Raw genomic sequence first — 18252 nt, forward strand, 5'->3', positions numbered from 1 at the left:
CTTAAGGACTATTACTAAAAAATCAATTAGCAGAAGAGCTTTTTTTATTCTTTGATTTTAATAGTTTAATAGGTTCAGAACTAGATGCGATACTATTCTCATCTACAATTACTTTTTCTAGATCTTTATTTGGCAAGTCAAACATTGTTTCCATGAGTAACTCTTCCATAATTGATCTAAGACCTCTTGCGCCTGTTTTTCTTTTAATAGCTTTCTTAGCAATTGATTCAAGCGCTTCATCTCTAAAAATTAATTCTACATCATCAATTTCAAATAAATACTTATATTGATTCACAAGAGCATTTTTTGGTTCTTTTAAAATTCTAACTAATGCATTTTCATCTAATTCGTGAAGATTTGATATAACTGGAAGCCTTCCAACAAACTCAGGAATTAAACCAAATTTTACAAGATCTTGAGGTTGAAGATCATCTATACTGTTTGTAATAGATAATACGTTTGACTTCTTACCAACTTCAGCACCAAAACCAATACCGATATTACTTTTTCTTTGGTCAATGACCTTATCTAAACCTGAAAAAGCTCCTCCACAAATGAATAAAATATTTGAAGTATCTATTTGGATAAACTCTTGTTGAGGATGCTTTCTTCCACCCTGGGGCGGAATGGAAGCAACTGTTCCTTCAATTAACTTTAATAAAGCCTGTTGAACACCTTCACCAGAAACATCTCTTGTAATTGATGGGTTATCAGATTTTCTTGCGATTTTATCTATCTCATCAATGTAAACAATTCCAAGCTGAGCTTTATCTGGATCATAGTCAGCTTTTTGCAAGAGTTTTTGGATAATGTTTTCAACATCCTCACCAACATATCCAGCTTCAGTCAAGGTAGTAGCATCGGCTATTGTAAATGGCACATTAAGAATTCTTGCCATTGTTTGAGCAAGAAGAGTTTTTCCACTACCAGTTGGACCTAATAGGAGAACGTTACTTTTTTGTAATTCAACTGAATCTTTTGAACTTGATCTTTTTAGTCTTTTGTAATGATTATATACGGCAACAGATAAAACCTTTTTAGCTTTATCCTGTCCAATTACATATTCATCCAATTTTGCAAAAATTTCTGAAGGTGATGGTAATTCTTCTAACGGTCTATCTTCATCATTTTTAATTTCCTCTTCGATAATGTCATTACATAAATCAACACATTCATTGCAAATGTATACATTTGGTCCTGCTATTAATTTTTTGACATCATCTTGAACTTTGCCACAAAAAGAACAATTTAATTTATCTGAATTAAGTTCACTTGCCATTATTTTGTTCCTCTTTCATTTAAAATTTTATCAACAATACCATATGTTTTTGCGGATTCAGCATCTAAAAAATTATCTCTATCCGTATCTTTTTCTACTTTCTTTAATGATTGGCCGGTATGGTTAGATAAAATCTCATTGACAACTTTTTTCATATGCAATATCTCTTTTGCATGTATCTCAAAATCAGAGGCTTGACCTTGAAATCCACCTAATGGTTGATGGATCATTATTCTTGAATTTGGTAATGCAAATCTTTTACCTTTATCACCTCCTGCTAAAAGCAAAGCACCCATGCTTGCAGCTTGTCCAATGCACAAAGTAGAAATTGACGGGGTAATAAACTGCATAGTGTCATATATTGCCAATCCAGCAGAAATACTTCCTCCTGGTGAATTAATGTATATAGAAACATCTTTTTCAGGATTTTCAGATTCTAAAAACAATAATTGGGCCACGACCACATTAGAAATGTAATCATCAATTGCTCCAGATAAAAATATAACTCTTTCTTTTAGAAGTCTTGAGTAAATGTCAAAAGATCTCTCTCCGCGCGGAGTTTGTTCGATGACCATAGGTATTAGTGCTGAATTTATATTACTCATTGTTAATTTATTTTTTAGCTAATTCTGAAAATTTTATCATCTTATCCTTAGATTTGAGTGCATTTTGTAATTTTTCAAGTAATTGCTCTTCTAAAATGATCATCCTAAATTGTTCCATTTGTTGTGGTTGAGTAGAGATCCATTGTTTGAACTGATTAGCATCTTTATATTTCTTTGATTCTTTTTCAATAAATATATCTATTTTTTCTTTATCAACTTTTATCTCATAATGTTTTATTAATTCAGCAAACAACAAATCTAACTTAACTCTTTTTTCAGCATTTTCCATGAAGGTGTCAATTGGAAAAAGATCTTCGCCTGCATTTTCCTCAGAATGACCAATGCGCATCAAAGCATCTTTTCTCATAAGATCTGCTTGCTCTTTAACGGTAACTTTTGGAACATCAAATACATTAGTTTTTAATAAAAGCTCATATACAGATTCTTTTGTTAAGTCTTTTTCTTGAACTTTAACTTCTTTTTTCATTCTTTTATGAATTTCAACTTTAAATGCTTTTTTATCTTTAACATCCATTCCAAGTTTTTCATACAAATCTTTATTTAATTTTGCTATTTCGAGTTGTTGAACATTTTTTAAATTAATAGCAAACTCAGCACTAACTCCGGCTAAATCTTTTTTAAAATAGTCATCAGGAAATACAGTTTTTATTTTAAATTCAGAGATTTTTTTTCCAATTATTGCATCCTCAAAACCGGGTATCATTGAATTACTTCCAAGAACAAGCTTAAAGTCTTTTGCAGAGTTTCCTTCAAAATCTTCACCATTAATTGTGCCAGTAAAATCTATAATTACTTGATCATCTTTTTTTGCTGAACGTTTAACATCTTTCCAATTCCCATATCTTTTTAGAATATCTTCAATTGCTAGATCAATATCGTTGTCTTCTATATCAATTTTAAAATCTTCGTAATTTTTCCATCTGCTAAATTTAACTTTAATGTCTGGAAAAACTTCTATTACTGCTGAATATACAATCGGTTTTGTAGAATCTTCATTTTCAAGTGAAATTGTTGGTGAAGCAGCAGGCCTAAGCTTATTTTCATTTATAGCTTCAGGATATGATGCTTGAATGAGCTCATTAATCACATCAGCGTGAATAGAGGCTCCATATTGTTTTTTAAGAACATCGTTAGGGACTTTACCTTTTCTAAACCCGTCTAGCTTTGCTTTTGATTTGACATTATTTAGTTTTGAATCAAACCTTGAATCGTATTCATTAACCGGGATGGATACAGTTAGTTTTCTTTCAAGATTTTTTAATTTTTTTACTTTGCTACTCATTTTTTATATCCATAAATAATAGTTCATATGGGGCGAGCGATGGGGTTCGAACCCACGGCCTCCGGAGCCACAATCCAGCGCTCTAACCAACTGAGCTACGCCCGCCATGAATCGAGACATTATAGATTAAAATTATAAAATAATTTATTTTTATTTAATTACGGAAAAATAATGGGTTGATCTTTTTTTGCCCATGGTTTGAGAGAAATCATAATGTTTTTAAAAATATCAGAATCTAAAAAAAAGATAAGCCATTTTTGAATATTTGGTATTGAATTTAGAGAATCAAACCATTGTTCATCAGCTATTCTAAATTGACGAATAAATGGAAGGATGCTTATATCGATTTTATCAATATGCGCTCCATAGAACCAGGGCTCGTATTTAGATTTATTTTCTAGATTAACTAATATTTTAAGGCAGCTATTTCTGTGATTAATAGGATCCTCATTTTTATACCTAGTTGCATACTTATATCTATCTAAATGAAATTTAAACTTTTTATCAAACAAATTAATAGTTGATTCTACAAAGCTTTGATCAACATTACTGTGCTTAACTATAAAGGGATTATTTTTTTTAATAATCCAATTAATTATGTCCATGCTTTCATCAAGAACTTCATTATTGTTATCCAAAACCGGTACGGTTGCTTTTGGAGATATTCTGATCATTTCTTTTGGTTTATTTCTTAGACTAACTTCACGAATCTCACATTTTAAATTTGAAAGATAAAATGCCATTCTTGCTCTCATAGCATAAGGACATCTCTTGAATGAATATAATATTGGTAATTTCATGTTACTTAATTATTTAGGTCCAATGTGACTTTCATTTCTACTTTTTGCAAGATCAATTTGTTTTTGTCTACTCATATATCTAGATTTTTGTTCATCAGTTTTAGATGCAAAACATGCTGGACATGAGACTCCTTTAATAAAGTATTTTGATTCTTTATCTTGTTTTGTAATAGGCATTCTGCATCCATGACACATATCATAAGAACCCTCGTCAAGATTATGATCTAGCGATACTCTGTCATCAAAAACAAAGCATTCACCAATCCACTTGCTTTGATCAGTGGTAATGTCTTCAAAATATTTAAGAACGCCTCCTTTTAAATGAAAGACATTCTTAAATCCTTCTTTTTTCATATAAGATGTTGCTTTTTCACACCTAATCCCGCCAGTGCAAAACATAGCTACTTTTTTTGTTTTTTTATCTTTATTTGAAAATTTTTGATTTTTTACCCAATTAGGAAATTCCCTAAAATTATTTGTTCTAGGGTTTATAGAGTTCTTAAAAGTGCCGATCGAGTATTCATAATTGTTTCTTGTATCAATAAGAAGAACATCATCTTTAGCTATAAAACTATTCCAATCTTTTGGTTCAACATAAATACCAGAATTTATGCTTGGATCTAATTTCTTATCCCCAATCGTAACTATTTCTTCTTTAGTTTTAACTTTTAATCTTGTAAACGGTTTAATCTTTGATTTGGAATATTTAATATTAATGTCATCGAATCCTTTGATGCTTTTGATAATAGATATTGCCTTTTTCATATCCTTTATTGATGCTGAGATTGTTCCATTCAACCCTTCTTTACCAATTAGAATAGTTCCTGTTACTAAATTATTATCTAAATTACTTTTAAGCATATGTCGAACACTTAAAGGATTTTCAATAGAGTGAAATTTATATAATGCTGCAACTTTAAACATAAATACATTTTATATTAAAATGGCGCGCCTGAAGAGATTCGAACTCCTGACCCACTGCTTAGAAGGCAGTTGCTCTATCCAGCTGAGCTACAGGCGCACATGGTCGGGGTAGTAAGATTCGAACTTACGACCACTCGCTCCCAAAGCGAGTGCGCTACCAGACTGCGCTATACCCCGTGGATGCAAATATTAAGGTTTAAATAATAAATAATCAAACTTGATGTGCATAAATATTTTTTAATGAGATAATAATAAAATGAAAGCTAAAGTACTTGACGGAAAAGAACTCTCAAAAAAAACAGAGGTTTATATTGAAAAAGAAGTGCGTGATCTTATTTCAAAAGGTATTAAGCCTACACTAGCAACAATACTTGTTGGTAGTGATCCTGCATCTGAAACTTATGTCAAAATGAAGAGAAACACTTGTAAGCGTGTTGGTATGGATTCAATAGCTATAGAGCTTCCAGAAAATACATCAACAGATGAACTTTTAAAAACTATAAAAAAGTTAAATAATGATGATAAAGTTCATGGAATCCTTCTTCAGCACCCAGTTCCTTCTCAAATAGATGAAAGAAAGTGTTTTGACGAAATTAGTATAGAAAAAGATGTTGATGGGGTTACTTGTCTCGGTTTTGGCAATATGTCAATGGGTCTGCCTGCATATGGATCATGCACCCCAGCTGGAATAATAAGATTGATAAAAGAATATGAGCTTAAAATTGAGGGTATGAATGCTGTTGTAGTAGGCAGAAGTCCAATTCTTGGCAAACCAATGGCAATGATGCTACTTAACTTAAATGCAACAGTAACCATATGCCATTCTAGAACAAAAAATATTGAAGATATAATAAAAAATGCTGATTTAATTGTGGGTGCTGTGGGTATCCCAAGATTTATTAAATCTGATTGGATTAAAAAAGGTAGTGTAGTTATTGATGCAGGATTTCATCCTGAAATGTGTGGTGATATCGATCTAGATGGTATTGAAGATAATGCAATTGCATATACACCAGTTCCAGGTGGTGTTGGCCCGATGACAATCAATACTCTAATACTTCAAACAATGGAATCCGCAAAAAAAACTATTAAAGAATAATTACTCTTTTTTGTCTTCTTCTATTGCATCAGCTGACTCATTACTTTCTTCAACGTCTGACTCATCTAAATCATCGGATAAAGTATTATTTTTAAATGGAAATGGTTTTTCCTCAGTTGAAAAAAGTAGAAAAGCTAAAGTATCCTTAAAAAATTCAATAATATTTTCATTGAAATTTGATAATGACTGATTTGTTTTTGATGTAAGTAAATAAAATAAAAATTGTATGAAAGCTAATCCAATACAAATAGTTAAAGCAAAATTTATAACAAAGGCATATCCAAGCATAAATATAAATCTTACCCATTTACTTCCTTTAAGAATTTCTTCTTTATTAATATTACTCATCTTTTACCTATTTAAATGTAAATTCTACATCAACTTCGTGCGGATTATTAATAAGATCATCAATTAATATTTTTGGCGATGTATCTTTATTGATTAAATTATGCAATGAATTGACTAATGGCATACTTATATTTAATTTTTCAGCTTCTTTTTTTAAAACCTCCAAAGTCCTTAGACCTTCCGCTATTTGACCAACATTATTTTTTGATTCTTCTAAACTTAAACCCTCACCAAGGCAAACTCCTAGCTGAAAATTTCTAGAAAGATTTGATGTACATGTCGCAACTAAATCGCCCATACCAGATAATCCTAAAAAAGTAATAGGATTTGCTCCTTTAGCGACAGCAAATCTACTCATTTCTGCCATACTTCTTGTAAGAATTAAGCCCAAGGCATTCTCTCCAACATTTAATGATTCTGCAATTCCACAAATGATTGCGTAAACATTTTTAAGGGCACCGGATAGTTCTACTCCTTGAATGTCATTGCTTGAAAAAACTTTAAAGGTTTTTGATGATAAAAGAGATTTTACTTTAGAAATTAATAAATTATTCTTACTTGCTATTACAGTACCTGCGATTTTATTTTCTGCTATTTCTTTAGCAAGATTAGGACCGCTTAATACTCCAACATTATTTTCATTAGCAAAGTCTATTTTGGAGTGAATAATATCTGTCATTGATCTAAAAGGATCTGATTTTATTCCTTTAGTACAAGAAATTATCATCGCATCTTTGTCAACAAAGCTTTTGATTCTTTCTATGACATCCTCAAAAATTATGCTTGGTACTGCTATTAAAATAATTTGCGCATTTGCAATTACATATTTTAAATCATCAGAAGCAATAATGTTTGATGATAACTCTAGTTCAGGGTGATATTGGGAATTGGAGCTCTCAGAATTTATTCTTAAAGCATTTTCAGAATCTCTTACCCATAATGACACGGATGATCCGTTTGATGCAGCTATGTTTGCAAGAACAGTTCCAAAACTTCCTCCCCCCAGAACTGCTATTTTTTCTTTTGTCATTTAAGCGAGGTATTTATCAAGCTGTCTTAAATATTTTGCAGGATCTCTTGGGGATCCTCCCTCAGCAATAATTGCATAATCATATAGAAAATCAACAAAAGAGTTAAATTGTTTACCCTTCATTGTATTGAGTTTTTTTAATAACTTGTGTTTTAAATTTATTTCAAATATTGGTTGTGATGAAGCTATATCCTGTCCAGCAGCCTCTAAAATTTTTCTTAGTTGTGAACCTGGCTCATGCTTTGGTAATAATATGCATGAAGCCGAATCAACAAGTCGAGAGCTAACAATAACATCAGAAACCTTATCTCCTAAGTGCTTTTTAACTTTAGAAATGATTTCTTGATCTGATTTAGAGATTTTCTTTTCTTCATTAGGCTTAATCTCTTCCTTGGCAACATTTGCTAATTCTTTACCTTTGTATTCCATCAAATTTGCCATTAACCATTCGTCAATTCTATCCGTTAAAAGAAGAACCTCTTTCCCTTCAGATTTTAATCCTTCAATATGCGGCGAATTAATAGCAGCTTCAAATGTATCTGCAACACAGTAAAATATTTTATTCTGTTCAGGCTTCATTCTATTTATGTAGTCATCAAGAGAATGGTCTTCGGATTGGGAGTCTAAGGCTGAAGATGAAAACAATAGCAGACTTGCAATTAATTCCCTATTTTCGAGATCTTCTGCTGGTCCCTCTTTAATAACTAAACCATATTGGTTCCAAAATTTCTTATAATCATCAACTGACTTTTCTTTAAGGTTTTTGAGAGACTCAAGCGCCCTCTTTGTAATACTCTTTTTAATTACGTCAACAAGTTGGTGTTCTTGAAGCAATTCTCTGGAAACATTTAAAGGCAAATCACTGGCATCAACTATTCCCCGAATAAACCTTAAATAAAGCGGTAAAAAATTTGAAGCATCATCCATAATGAACACTCTTTGTATATAAAGTTTTACTCCGCGGGGCGACTCTCTATTCCATAGATCAAAAGGAGGTTTTGATGGCACATACAATAGATTTGAATATTCATTTTTACCTTCAACTTTGTTATGAATCCATAACAATGGATCTTCTTGATCAAAAGATATGAATTTATAGAAATCAATATATTCCTGATCTTTAATAGACCTTTTTGGTTTTAACCAAAGAGCATCCGCATCATTAATTCTTATAGAATTATCTTCATCAGAAATAAGATTCAAAGGAAAATTAATATATTGTGAATATTTCTGTAATAAATATTTTATTCTTCCTTCCTCTGCATACTCAGTATTTTCTTCATTCAAATAGATAATTACATCAGTACCAAAATTTTCTTTAATTACTTCTTTAAGTTTATATTTTTCCTCTCCGTTGCTCTCCCACATAATTGCTTTATCAGATTTCTCATTTGCAGATTTTGAAATTACTTGTACTTTTTCCGCAACCATGAAAACCGAATAAAAACCAACACCAAATTGCCCTATTAAATTAGAATCTTTTTGCTTATCCCCAGAAATATTCTCAAGAAATTTCGCTGTTCCAGATCTTGCAATAGTTCCATTTATTTTTGTATTAATTAATGTTCAAATTATAAATAAGTTACTCTTACTATTTGAATAATAGCTGCGATCATAATTACTAGGGTATTAAATACACTTAAATTATGCAGCCACTTAAACATTGAGTCCCAACCTCTATCTTTTGCAAGATTAGTAAGCGGAATTATTATATAACCAGTAAAAGCAAAAACTGCTGCAACTAACGCAATATAAATATCAACTAAATTAAAAAAAAGATAAGAGATTAGTAAGGCAATCAAAGTTATTAAAAAAATTAATAAGTAGTATCTTGGAAAAATTTTTCTTAAGAAATTAGATGCATTCTGATCATCTAGTACCTTAAAAACCACTGGAGCAGTTAGTAACACTTGAGCAAAAATTATGCCCAAAACCAGTGAGTAACATAATATTAATAAACTTAAAATAACAATATTCATAACTATATGGCGGTCCGACGGGGAATCGAACCCCGAACGCCGCCGTGACAGGGCGGAATTATAACCGTTTAACTACCGGACCACTTTTTATTTGATTTGCATAATATCCATTTAAGTTAAAAGTGCAAGTCAAACAATGGTGGGTGATGACAGGTTCGAACTGCCGACCCTCTCGGTGTAAACGAGATGCTCTACCAAACTGAGCTAATCACCCATCAACCAAAAATCTTTTATATATTGGCTTTGCCATTATAAAGAGGCGAAAAAATAAATCCATATTTTTTAAATATGTTGATCACAAGTGTTTGTAATTATTCAGTTTTTTGAGATGTTAAGTCTTGCTAAATAAATTCCTATGAGTGTTACAAATATAAAAAATATCTGAACCATGTTCAAAAATTCTGTAAAAATTATGGCAGCAAGCGCGGTTGCAGTTATTGGTTGCATAAGCAATCCTATTGATCCAGAAGATGCAGATATTTTGGCAATTCCATGTGTAATCATAAATTGTCCACCAAATTGACATAAAAAAGCCAAAGCAAATAAATTTAAAAATTCATTCAATGATGATGGTATAAAATTGCTTGATTCAAATATTGAAGTTGGTATTGAAAATAAGCAACAGAATAAAGTTGTATAAAAAATTATATTTATTGATTGCTCTCTTCCCAGTCTTGAAATCAAAAATAAATACGTTGCATAAAAAAGAGCAGCTATTAAAGATAGAATGTCTCCAAATATTTTTCCGCTAGTATAGTTATTAGAAAAATATATCAAACCAAAGATACCAAGATATGTTATTAAAAATGAAACAAAAAATTCCTTGTTTGGAATTTCTTTAAGTATAAAAAAAGATAATATTGCAACAAAGATAGGTGCTGAATTTACAATTATAGTAGCGTTTGAAATGCTTGTAATAGTAATGCTCCAGTGCCATAAAATTAAATCTGTTGAAAATGCTAAAGAAGCAAAGAGTGACAATATTATTACTTTTTTATTTGTTACTGAAAAATAAAATTTTCCATTAATTAAGTAGTTATAAATAAACAATATTGGTAACGCCAAAAACATTCTATAAAAAGCTATCAATGATGGTGACATTTCACTTAATTTAACAAAAATAGGTGCTAGACCAATTAGAGAAGCTCCGCCAGAGAGAATTAAGAAATTTTTTGATGAATGTAAATTCTTTGACATAAAAAGTTATACTTTTGATTATGAATGAAACAATTGTAGATCAGAATAAAGAAATTATCTCTGTTAATGAGCTTAACAAATCTGCAAAAAATATTTTAGAAAGATCTTTCAACAATATTAATGTAATTGGAGAAATTTCAAATATTTCCAGACCAAGTTCTGGACATATCTACTTCACTTTAAAAGATGATGACGCAGCAATAAGATGTGCAATGTTTCGCAATCAAAATCTTAAACTTAATTTCAGACCAAAAAATGGAGATAAGTGCATACTAAATGGTCAAATTAGTTTGTATGCTCCAAGAGGAGATTATCAATTAATCGTCAAGTCTATTGAACCTGCAGGTTATGGAAATTTAATGCAACAATTTGAAAATCTCAAAGAAAAACTCAATAAAGAAGGTTTATTTAACATAAAAAGTGAAGATGATTTAAAAAAATTTCCAAAACATATATGCATAATAACTTCACTTTCAACTGCAGCACTTCAAGATATTCTTAGCACCCTTAATAGAAGAGCACCATCAGCAAATGTTTCTATAAGCCCTGCAATAGTTCAGGGAGATTCTGGTGCCAAATCATTGCTTGATTCTTTAGAAAGAATAATAACTTTCAATGACGTGAATGAATATAATAAAGTTGATACAGTCATAATTTCAAGAGGTGGAGGTTCAATAGAAGATTTATGGTGTTTTAATGATGAAAATTTAGCCAGAGAAATTGCCAACTATCCCATTCCAATTATTTCAGGTGTTGGCCATGAAATAGATTTTACAATATGCGATTTTGCATCCAGCCTTAGAGCTCCTACTCCAACTGCAGCTGCAGAAATTGCAAGCGAGACATTATTTAATATAAATACAAAATTAAATGAATTACTCAATGATTTAAAATCAAAATTTGAGATTGGTTTTGAAAAAAAATTAAATAAAATTAATACATTAAAAATTAAGATTAAAAATCCAGTCACATACATAAGAGAACTCTCTCAAAAAATTGATACCTTTGAGTTAAGATTTAATCAATCATTACGATCATTGATTTCAAATAAAAAAGAGCTATTAAACAATTTAGAAAATTCAGTATTTTTAAAAAGCCCAATACTTAAAACAGAAAGGATTAAAAATAGTCTTACTAAAATAAATGAAGATTTAGTAAAAATTTATGTAAATTTAATGCGCAATAAAAAATTAGAGATTGATAAATACTCAAAGTCACTTGAAATATTAAATCCTTTTTCAATACTTGAAAGAGGATATTCCATAATTACTAATAAAAATGGCAAAGCAATTAGATCTTCGGTTGAGCTGAGTGAAAATGAAATATTAAATGCAAGATTTGGCCAAGGCAAGGCTAAGCTTTCTGTTAAATCAAAAAATGAAGATTAAAATATTTTGTTTTTTTATATTGCTGTCTTCAAGTCAAGTTTTTGGAAATAACCAAAATATTGAGCCTGGAAATTTGATTTCTATGTTAATTGATGAAAATCATATTGAGAACAATAAATACTCTTACATTTATCATAAAAATCAAAAATACTTAATTGCAGCAGCGTCATTTTCAATGCAGGGCAAAGTTTTAAATATTAATAATAAAAAATTTACTGTAGGATCAAAAAATTTTGGTGAATCAAGAATTGTTATTAAGGATCAATCAAAAGTGGAACTAAGCCAAGAGGATTCAAATAGAGCATATCTAGAATCTCAAGAAATTAAAAAAGCTCTTAAAATTTACTCAAAAGAAAATTATCCAAATTTAAATTTTATAGTTCCTGTTGAAGGAATAATATCAAGCAGATATGGCAAGAAAAGATTTATAAATAATAAGCCAAGATCGCCTCACCTTGCTCTAGATATTGCTGCTCCAAATGGAACAAAAGTTGTCAGCCCTTCAAATGGAAAAATTATTTTGATTGGTGATTTTTTTTATTCTGGTAAGTTTATAATGATAGATCATGGGTATGGGATTATTTCTACATATAGTCATCTCGATAACATTAATGTCTCTATTAACGAAGTTGTTTTGTCTGGTTATCAAATTGGTTCGGTTGGCAGCACTGGAAGAGTGACGGGTCCTCATTTACATTGGTCAGTTTACGTGAATTCAGTAAGAATTAATCCTGAGCTATTGATACAAGAAAATTTTTTATTTAACTTATTGGACAGCTCTTAACTGGTTTGTAAGTGTTTCTTCTGTTTGAGGCTTAAACAAAGATAGGACAAGCTCCCCATCTGTATTTATAAAATATGTTGCTGGAATTGTTTGAGGTGTTTTTATTCCCCAAATATCTCTTGGATGAGAAATAATTGACGGAATATCTACACTAAATTTTTTTAATTGAGGCTTTAATTCAGAAATTTCTAATTCATCATAATTAAATGCATAAACATTTATATCTGGATTTGCATTAGCAAAGTTAACAAGCTCAGGCATTTCTTTCAAACAAGGTGGGCACCAATCTGCCCAATAATTAATTACAACCCATTTTCCTTTTAAATTTTCCAAGGAAGTGTCTGGTCCGTTATATACATCAATATCAAATTTTTGACATCCTGTTAATACAATTACAGATATCAGAGTTATAATTTTGTTTCTCATGATGAGCATGATAAGTCAATTTTACAAATGAACAAAAATTATTTATTAATTCTATTTTATTCAGCTAGTGGTTCTACGAAAAATATTGCACATGCTATTGCTGACGGAGCTGAAGAAGAGCAAGTTCATGTCAAAATAAGAACAGTTCCAAAAGTATCAGCATCAAATGAAAAAATAGAAAAAATGCTACCAGAAAAAGGTGAAATTTTTTGTACAAAGGAAGAATTAATAAATTGTTCTGGTCTTGCTATTGGTTCTCCAACCAGATTTGGGGCCATGGCAGCTTCTTTAAAATATTTTTTAGATTCAACTGGTGACATTTGGGCATCAAATTCACTTCAAGACAAACCGGGTATTGCATTTACTTCAACAGGATCTATGCATGGTGGACAAGAGACAACAATTTTTAACTTAATAACCTATATGATGCATCAAGGAATGTATATATTAGGAACTCCATATTCAGTTGAACAGTTACATAGTACTCTTGGGGGCGGAACGCCTTATGGACCCTCTCATGTTGAGATAATTAATAATGCAAACAACCTAACTCCAGAAGAATATACTATTGCAAATTATTCTGGAAAAAGAATTGCCAAATTAATAAAAAAAATCAATGCTTAGTGTTAAAAAACTTATATTCGTAACCAATTCATTTATCTTGCTTTTATTTTTAAATAAGATAATTCTGTATTTTCAAGGGAGAACAAATGAGGTGCTGTTTTTTTTGTGGTTCTTGCCTTTTTTTGTATTTTATTTTTTGTCAAAAAATCTTAATATAAAATCCTATCAAAGCTTTTGCTTTGTATTATTGATTTATTTTTTGTTTATCTCTCTTAAGGTTTTTGGCATGAAACCTTATATATTTGATATATTTGAACTTATACTTATTGTTTCATTTTTTATACACTGTTCTTTTGCACCAAGAATAATAAGAAAATCTTTGCTGTCAAATACACTTGACAAAAATAGTAACCATACTATTATTTAAAACTTAACTGGAGTCATTTATGATCGAAAAAAAATCTTTTCTTACTACCGTTGATGTTTTTTTAACTAAATCAAGAAAGGTTTTGGTTAATATTGTGACTGCCTTTTTTTTATTATTAATTACAATATTTATAATATCTTTTTTTTATTCTATCTTTGCCAAAGAGGAAAAGATAAATACTATAGACAAAATATTATATTTTGAGCCTTCAGGAGTTGTTGTGGATACAGCAATAAGTGGGACAGACCCAATAATGCTACTAACCAATAATATTGATGTTGATCAGCATGAAGAATCAAAGTTACTTGAAATTTTAAATTCTGCGGCATCGGATGAAAATCTTAAGGCTGTATATATTGATGTATCTGGCCTAAGCATGTATTGGTCCTCAGCGTTTGCAATAGCCAAAGCGGTTAAACAAATTAAAGATAGTGGGAAACCTGTAATTTCATATGCAGAAAATTATGGAAATATTTCATATTTTATTAGTTCACAAGCAAATAAAGTTTTTGTTAATACGAATCTTGGAGTAGTTGAGCTGTCCGGATTTTCAAGAAAAAGAGAATATTACAAGGATCTCTATGAAAATATAAAACTTAACTATCATGTTTTTATTGCAGGCGATTTTAAGACTGGTCCTGAGCCATATACACGTAACTCAATGTCTGAAAATGACAAAATTTCATGGAGTGCTTTTATTGATCCAATATGGAAAGAAATGACTCAGATGATAGAAACCTCAAGAGATCTTGAGGAAGGACATATACAAAAATATGGTGATAATTTTTATGAGTTAATGGTTAATACTCCTGATATGCCCGAATTGGCACTTGAAAATAATTTAGTAGATGGAATTATGACTTGGCAAGAAATTAAAAAATATATGATTTCAAATTATGGTGATGAAGATAGCAGTGATGAATGGCCTGAAGGTATCTCAAGTTATGAATACTATAATTTTATTCAAGATAATAAAGAAAAAAATAAATCAAAAAATACTATTGCTGTAATAAATGTTGAAGGAACAATTACTGGAACTGAGTCGGCTCTTGGAATTGCTGGATCTAAAACTATTGCATCTAATATTAATAAAGCAAAAGATGATAAAAATGTTAAAGCAATTGTTTTAAGAGTTAATAGTCCCGGGGGCATAGTTTGGCCAAGCGAAATAATAACTAACGCTCTAGATGATTTTAAAGAAACTGGAAGGCCTATTATTGCATCGATGGGTGGTATTGCTGCATCTGGTGGTGTCTGGGTAACAACAGTTGCTGATGAAATATGGGCCCAAGAAACAACCTTAACTGGGAGTATTGGTGTATATGGATTGGTTCCAACTATTGAAAATTTATACGAGTTCGTAGGAATTCAAGTCGATGGGATTAGTCAAACTAAATCAGGTGAATGGGACCCAAGAATGCCAATGCCAGAGTATGTTACAAAAGCAATCCAATCCAGAGTTGATAACACTTATAAGAAATTTGTTACAAAAGTAGCTGAAAATAGAGATATGGATTTTAAGGATATATTAGCAATTGCAGCAGGCAGGATATGGTCTGGTGTTACTGCTCAAGAAAAGGGACTTGTTGATAAAATAGGAAACTTAGATGATGCCATAACATCCGCAGCAGAAATAGCAAAATTAGAGGACTATAAATCTGTTGTTTATAAAAAATCATTAGATCCCTTTGATGTTTTTATTGCAGAACTTATAACCAACATAGGAATAAATTTTTCTATTGATTCAAGGTTTTTAAACTTTAAAAATATAATTTTAAAATATGAAAACCTTACAGAGCCTAATAAAAATCTTAATTTAATCTATTATTGTTTTTTATGCGAAATTAAATAAATTCTTTTATTAAAGGAATTGTTATCTTCCTCTTTAATTCCATGGATGTGTTATCTAATTTATCTAAAATCTTGGTCAGATAAGATATGCTTCTTGTGGAATATTTTAATAAATATCTAGTTTCAGCTTCTCCTAAATTTATTGATCTAGATTTTGCAATATGCTGCAAAGCTGCTGAAATGTTATTTTCTTGAACTTCAAAAAGCTCATAGGACTGCATTTTTTTTATTCGTGAATCTAGATCAGGCATGCTGAAATTTAAACTTCCATTATCTTTTGATACTGTAAAAAATAATTTTGAATTAGATAAAACTGTATTGTTGATTAAATTAAAAATTGCAATTTGCCATTCAAGATTTTTTTCAATTAATTCAAGATTATCAATACAAATTAAATCAATATTTTCAATGGAATCAAGAATATTTACGCCATACTTAATAGCTTCATTCAATGGGATATATATAGATGACTTATCAAGCTGCTGAAAAAAGTTACAAAGAGACTGTTGTAAATATGTCTTACCTGAATTACTAACACCATAGATAAAAAAGTCATCATTTATAGTTACATCTTTTAAATCCATAACTAAATTAATATTTTTTGGATCTATATAAAAATTATTAAAAGTTACTTTAGTATTCTTGTTCCAAGGAAATGTTAATTGCTTTGGTTTATTCATTATTATAAGTTTTCAAGCTTTTAAACCAGCTATTTGCATAAACCATCAAACTTAAGATGGTTACTGAGATAATTAAAATATCTAAAAGAATTAATGAAATCTCTATACTGTACGATTGAAAAATAAGAATAAGTAAAATATAAACTATTTGAAATGCTGTTGTTATTTTACCCAAAATATTTGGGAGTGGTACCTCAGATTCTATTACCGACATATGAATTGATGCTCCTACAAGTATTAAGACGTCTCTACTAAAAAAAATAACAAAAATATAAAAAGGTATATAAGCATTTAACCATAATATAAAAATAGTCCCTGAAAGCAGTAACTTATCTGCAACGGGATCAAGAATTTTTCCAAGATTGGTTTTCCAATTCATTTTTCTTGCTAAAAAACCATCAACTGCATCTGTTATGGCAGCAATGATAAAAAACATAATACCTAATTGAAAATTGCCTAGAGAGATATTATTCAAAATTGGATAAACGAGCCCAATTCTAACGATTGAAAGCAAGTTTGGTATAAAAATAAAATATCTACTAATTGACATATGATAAAGATATTTGTTCATTTTCTATATTTATAAAGGAAAATATTGGTATATTTTGAACTTCTTTTTTAAAAGTTTCGATTTTGCCATAAATATCTGCTTTGTAAGTTATTTTTTCATTTGCAAAACTCATGATTTCAATATTATTGATACTCAATAATCTTTCAATAACTTTTCTTGATGCTAAATAATCTTGGTAGTCTTTAATTCCTTCAATTACAATATCAATGTTTGATTCATTGCTAAAATCTAGCGTTGATGACAATAAAATTTTTTCAATTTTTGATGTTAAATAATTTTCTATCTCTATTATCATCTGCTTATCAGAATCTATGCCAGATATTTTTTTATTAATGTCTCCAGTAATATTCCATGATAGATATCCAATATTCGCAATATTAATATCAACTAAAAAATCATAACTATATTTATCTAAAATATTTTTTTTGGGGTCTTCTAAGAGATTAAATTCTGCATTATTTTTAATATCTCTTAAATCAAAAATAGGCAACTCCAAAAAAACACCTTTTGATTTGGAAAGATTGTTTAATATTGGAATTAAGCTTTTCTCAAAATTTGATTTTTGATAATTTGTAGATAAAAAATAAGGCGATTTATTTTCTGGCTGGAAATTAATAAGAATCATTATTACTGGTCTGTCAAAACCGACTATTGGAACAGATAGGTTTCTAAGCTTAGAAATTGTTTTTTTTTCATCAAAGCTAACAACAAGAAAGCTTTGATTATTTATATTTTTAATAGAATAAGACTTAATAAGATCTTTTCTGCTTGTTCCTGAGTTTATTATTTTCCATATATACGAAGGATCATTTTTTCCAATTAGTCTGTAAATCATTCTGTTGAAAGATTTATTTATTGTTTTTTCTATTTCAGACGAGTTAGATATTGGCTCATTTATTATAAAAAGTTCATTAAATTCCTTCCCAAAGGATGTATTTGAAAAGATAATGATTACTATAAGGAAAAATTTCTTAAGCTTAAAATATAAATGTTTCAC

General features: G+C 29.9%; 20 protein-coding genes and 5 tRNA genes. 6 read left to right on the plus strand and 19 right to left on the minus strand.

The features are described from left to right. Positions 1-22: 22 nt before the first annotated feature. The 8 genes from clpX to M9C80_03940 form a co-directional block, all read right to left on the minus strand. Entirely contained in the window at positions 23-1279 is a 1257-nt protein-coding gene (gene clpX, locus M9C80_03905; GenBank protein URQ69093.1) for an ATP-dependent Clp protease ATP-binding subunit ClpX, read from the minus strand. Beyond that, positions 1279-1884 carry an ATP-dependent Clp endopeptidase proteolytic subunit ClpP gene (gene clpP, locus M9C80_03910; protein URQ69094.1) on the minus strand — a complete coding sequence of 202 codons (606 nt, stop codon included), beginning with the start codon at positions 1882-1884 and terminating at the stop codon, positions 1279-1281. The genes clpX and clpP overlap by 1 nt, the downstream gene beginning before the upstream one ends. Before the next feature lie 7 nt (positions 1885-1891). Continuing rightward, positions 1892-3187 (minus strand): trigger factor, encoded by a 1296-nt coding sequence (tig, locus tag M9C80_03915; protein ID URQ69095.1) that lies wholly within the window; start codon positions 3185-3187, stop codon positions 1892-1894. A gap of 28 nt (positions 3188-3215) precedes the next feature. Continuing rightward, positions 3216-3292, minus strand: a tRNA-His gene (locus tag M9C80_03920). 53 nt (positions 3293-3345) lie between these two features. Then, positions 3346-3987 (minus strand): glutathione S-transferase N-terminal domain-containing protein, encoded by a 642-nt coding sequence (locus M9C80_03925; GenBank protein ID URQ69096.1) that lies wholly within the window; start codon positions 3985-3987, stop codon positions 3346-3348. Positions 3988-3996: 9 nt separating this feature from the next. After that, on the minus strand, positions 3997-4911 hold the full coding sequence (locus M9C80_03930; protein URQ69097.1) for a rhodanese-related sulfurtransferase: 915 nt from the start codon (positions 4909-4911) through the stop codon (positions 3997-3999). A 20-nt stretch (positions 4912-4931) separates the two neighbouring features. Beyond that, positions 4932-5008 (minus strand) — tRNA-Arg (locus M9C80_03935). A gap of 3 nt (positions 5009-5011) precedes the next feature. Continuing rightward, positions 5012-5088: transfer RNA gene (locus M9C80_03940), tRNA-Pro, on the minus strand. 79 nt (positions 5089-5167) lie between these two features. On the opposite strand from M9C80_03940, the gene M9C80_03945 reads away from it, so the two are divergent. Then, a complete protein-coding gene (locus tag M9C80_03945; GenBank protein URQ69098.1) occupies positions 5168-6010 on the plus strand; it encodes a bifunctional 5,10-methylene-tetrahydrofolate dehydrogenase/5,10-methylene-tetrahydrofolate cyclohydrolase in 843 nt (280 codons plus the stop codon). Here the strand turns inward: M9C80_03945 and M9C80_03950 are convergent, their stop codons facing one another. The 7 genes from M9C80_03950 to M9C80_03980 all read right to left on the minus strand — a co-directional run bounded on the left by M9C80_03950 (position 6011) and on the right by M9C80_03980 (position 10564). After that, the gene (locus M9C80_03950) at positions 6011-6358 is read right to left on the minus strand and encodes a DUF4389 domain-containing protein (GenBank protein URQ69099.1); all 348 of its coding nucleotides are present in this window, start codon (positions 6356-6358) and stop codon (positions 6011-6013) included. It abuts the gene before it with no gap. A 7-nt stretch (positions 6359-6365) separates the two neighbouring features. After that, entirely contained in the window at positions 6366-7388 is a 1023-nt protein-coding gene (locus M9C80_03955; GenBank protein URQ69100.1) for an NAD(P)-dependent glycerol-3-phosphate dehydrogenase, read from the minus strand. Then, positions 7389-8888, minus strand: coding sequence for a molecular chaperone HtpG (htpG, locus tag M9C80_03960; protein URQ70200.1), 1500 nt, complete (start codon positions 8886-8888; stop codon positions 7389-7391). Between the two features lie 71 nt (positions 8889-8959). Continuing rightward, the gene (locus M9C80_03965) at positions 8960-9367 is read right to left on the minus strand and encodes a DUF4149 domain-containing protein (protein URQ69101.1); all 408 of its coding nucleotides are present in this window, start codon (positions 9365-9367) and stop codon (positions 8960-8962) included. A 7-nt stretch (positions 9368-9374) separates the two neighbouring features. Then, positions 9375-9449: transfer RNA gene (locus tag M9C80_03970), tRNA-Asp, on the minus strand. Positions 9450-9504: 55 nt separating this feature from the next. After that, positions 9505-9581 (minus strand) — tRNA-Val (locus tag M9C80_03975). Positions 9582-9682: 101 nt separating this feature from the next. After that, on the minus strand, positions 9683-10564 hold the full coding sequence (locus tag M9C80_03980; protein URQ69102.1) for a DMT family transporter: 882 nt from the start codon (positions 10562-10564) through the stop codon (positions 9683-9685). A gap of 20 nt (positions 10565-10584) precedes the next feature. Here M9C80_03980 and xseA point away from each other — a divergent pair, with 20 nt between their 5' ends. Together xseA and M9C80_03990 are read left to right on the plus strand one after the other, a co-directional pair. Then, positions 10585-11952: an exodeoxyribonuclease VII large subunit gene (gene xseA / locus M9C80_03985; protein ID URQ69103.1), complete on the plus strand. Its 1368-nt coding sequence runs from the start codon at positions 10585-10587 to the stop codon at positions 11950-11952. Beyond that, positions 11942-12736 carry a M23 family metallopeptidase gene (locus M9C80_03990; GenBank protein URQ69104.1) on the plus strand — a complete coding sequence of 265 codons (795 nt, stop codon included), beginning with the start codon at positions 11942-11944 and terminating at the stop codon, positions 12734-12736. The genes xseA and M9C80_03990 overlap by 11 nt, the downstream gene beginning before the upstream one ends. On the opposite strand, the gene M9C80_03995 is transcribed toward M9C80_03990, so the two are convergent. After that, the gene (locus M9C80_03995; GenBank protein ID URQ69105.1) at positions 12719-13162 is read right to left on the minus strand and encodes a TlpA family protein disulfide reductase; all 444 of its coding nucleotides are present in this window, start codon (positions 13160-13162) and stop codon (positions 12719-12721) included. The two genes, M9C80_03990 and M9C80_03995, sit on opposite strands and share 18 nt — an antisense overlap. Positions 13163-13189: 27 nt before the next feature. Between M9C80_03995 and wrbA the strand changes: the two genes are divergently transcribed. Genes wrbA through sppA form a run of 3 tightly spaced genes read left to right on the plus strand, consistent with a single transcriptional unit; the run spans position 13190 to position 16005 of the window. After that, on the plus strand, positions 13190-13786 hold the full coding sequence (wrbA, locus tag M9C80_04000; GenBank protein URQ69106.1) for an NAD(P)H:quinone oxidoreductase: 597 nt from the start codon (positions 13190-13192) through the stop codon (positions 13784-13786). Further along, entirely contained in the window at positions 13779-14153 is a 375-nt protein-coding gene (locus tag M9C80_04005; GenBank protein URQ69107.1) for a DUF2069 domain-containing protein, read from the plus strand. The genes wrbA and M9C80_04005 overlap by 8 nt, the downstream gene beginning before the upstream one ends. Before the next feature lie 19 nt (positions 14154-14172). Then, positions 14173-16005, plus strand: a complete 1833-nt coding sequence (gene sppA / locus M9C80_04010) for a signal peptide peptidase SppA (GenBank protein URQ69108.1) — start codon at positions 14173-14175, stop codon at positions 16003-16005. Here the strand turns inward: sppA and M9C80_04015 are convergent. From M9C80_04015 to M9C80_04025, 3 genes are read right to left on the minus strand one after another with little or no spacing between them, the layout of a single operon-like run. After that, complete coding sequence (locus tag M9C80_04015; protein ID URQ69109.1) at positions 15998-16684, minus strand: DnaA/Hda family protein; 687 nt, start codon at positions 16682-16684, stop codon at positions 15998-16000. The two genes, sppA and M9C80_04015, sit on opposite strands and share 8 nt — an antisense overlap. Beyond that, a complete protein-coding gene (locus tag M9C80_04020; protein ID URQ69110.1) occupies positions 16677-17234 on the minus strand; it encodes a CDP-alcohol phosphatidyltransferase family protein in 558 nt (185 codons plus the stop codon). The genes M9C80_04015 and M9C80_04020 overlap by 8 nt, the downstream gene beginning before the upstream one ends. Beyond that, complete coding sequence (locus M9C80_04025; GenBank protein URQ69111.1) at positions 17224-18252, minus strand: DUF2066 domain-containing protein; 1029 nt, start codon at positions 18250-18252, stop codon at positions 17224-17226. Before M9C80_04025 ends, M9C80_04020 begins: the two co-directional genes overlap by 11 nt.

Source organism: SAR86 cluster bacterium (assembly GCA_023703615.1).
In the GTDB taxonomy this organism is placed as follows: Bacteria; Pseudomonadota; Gammaproteobacteria; order Magnimaribacterales; family D2472; genus MED-G85.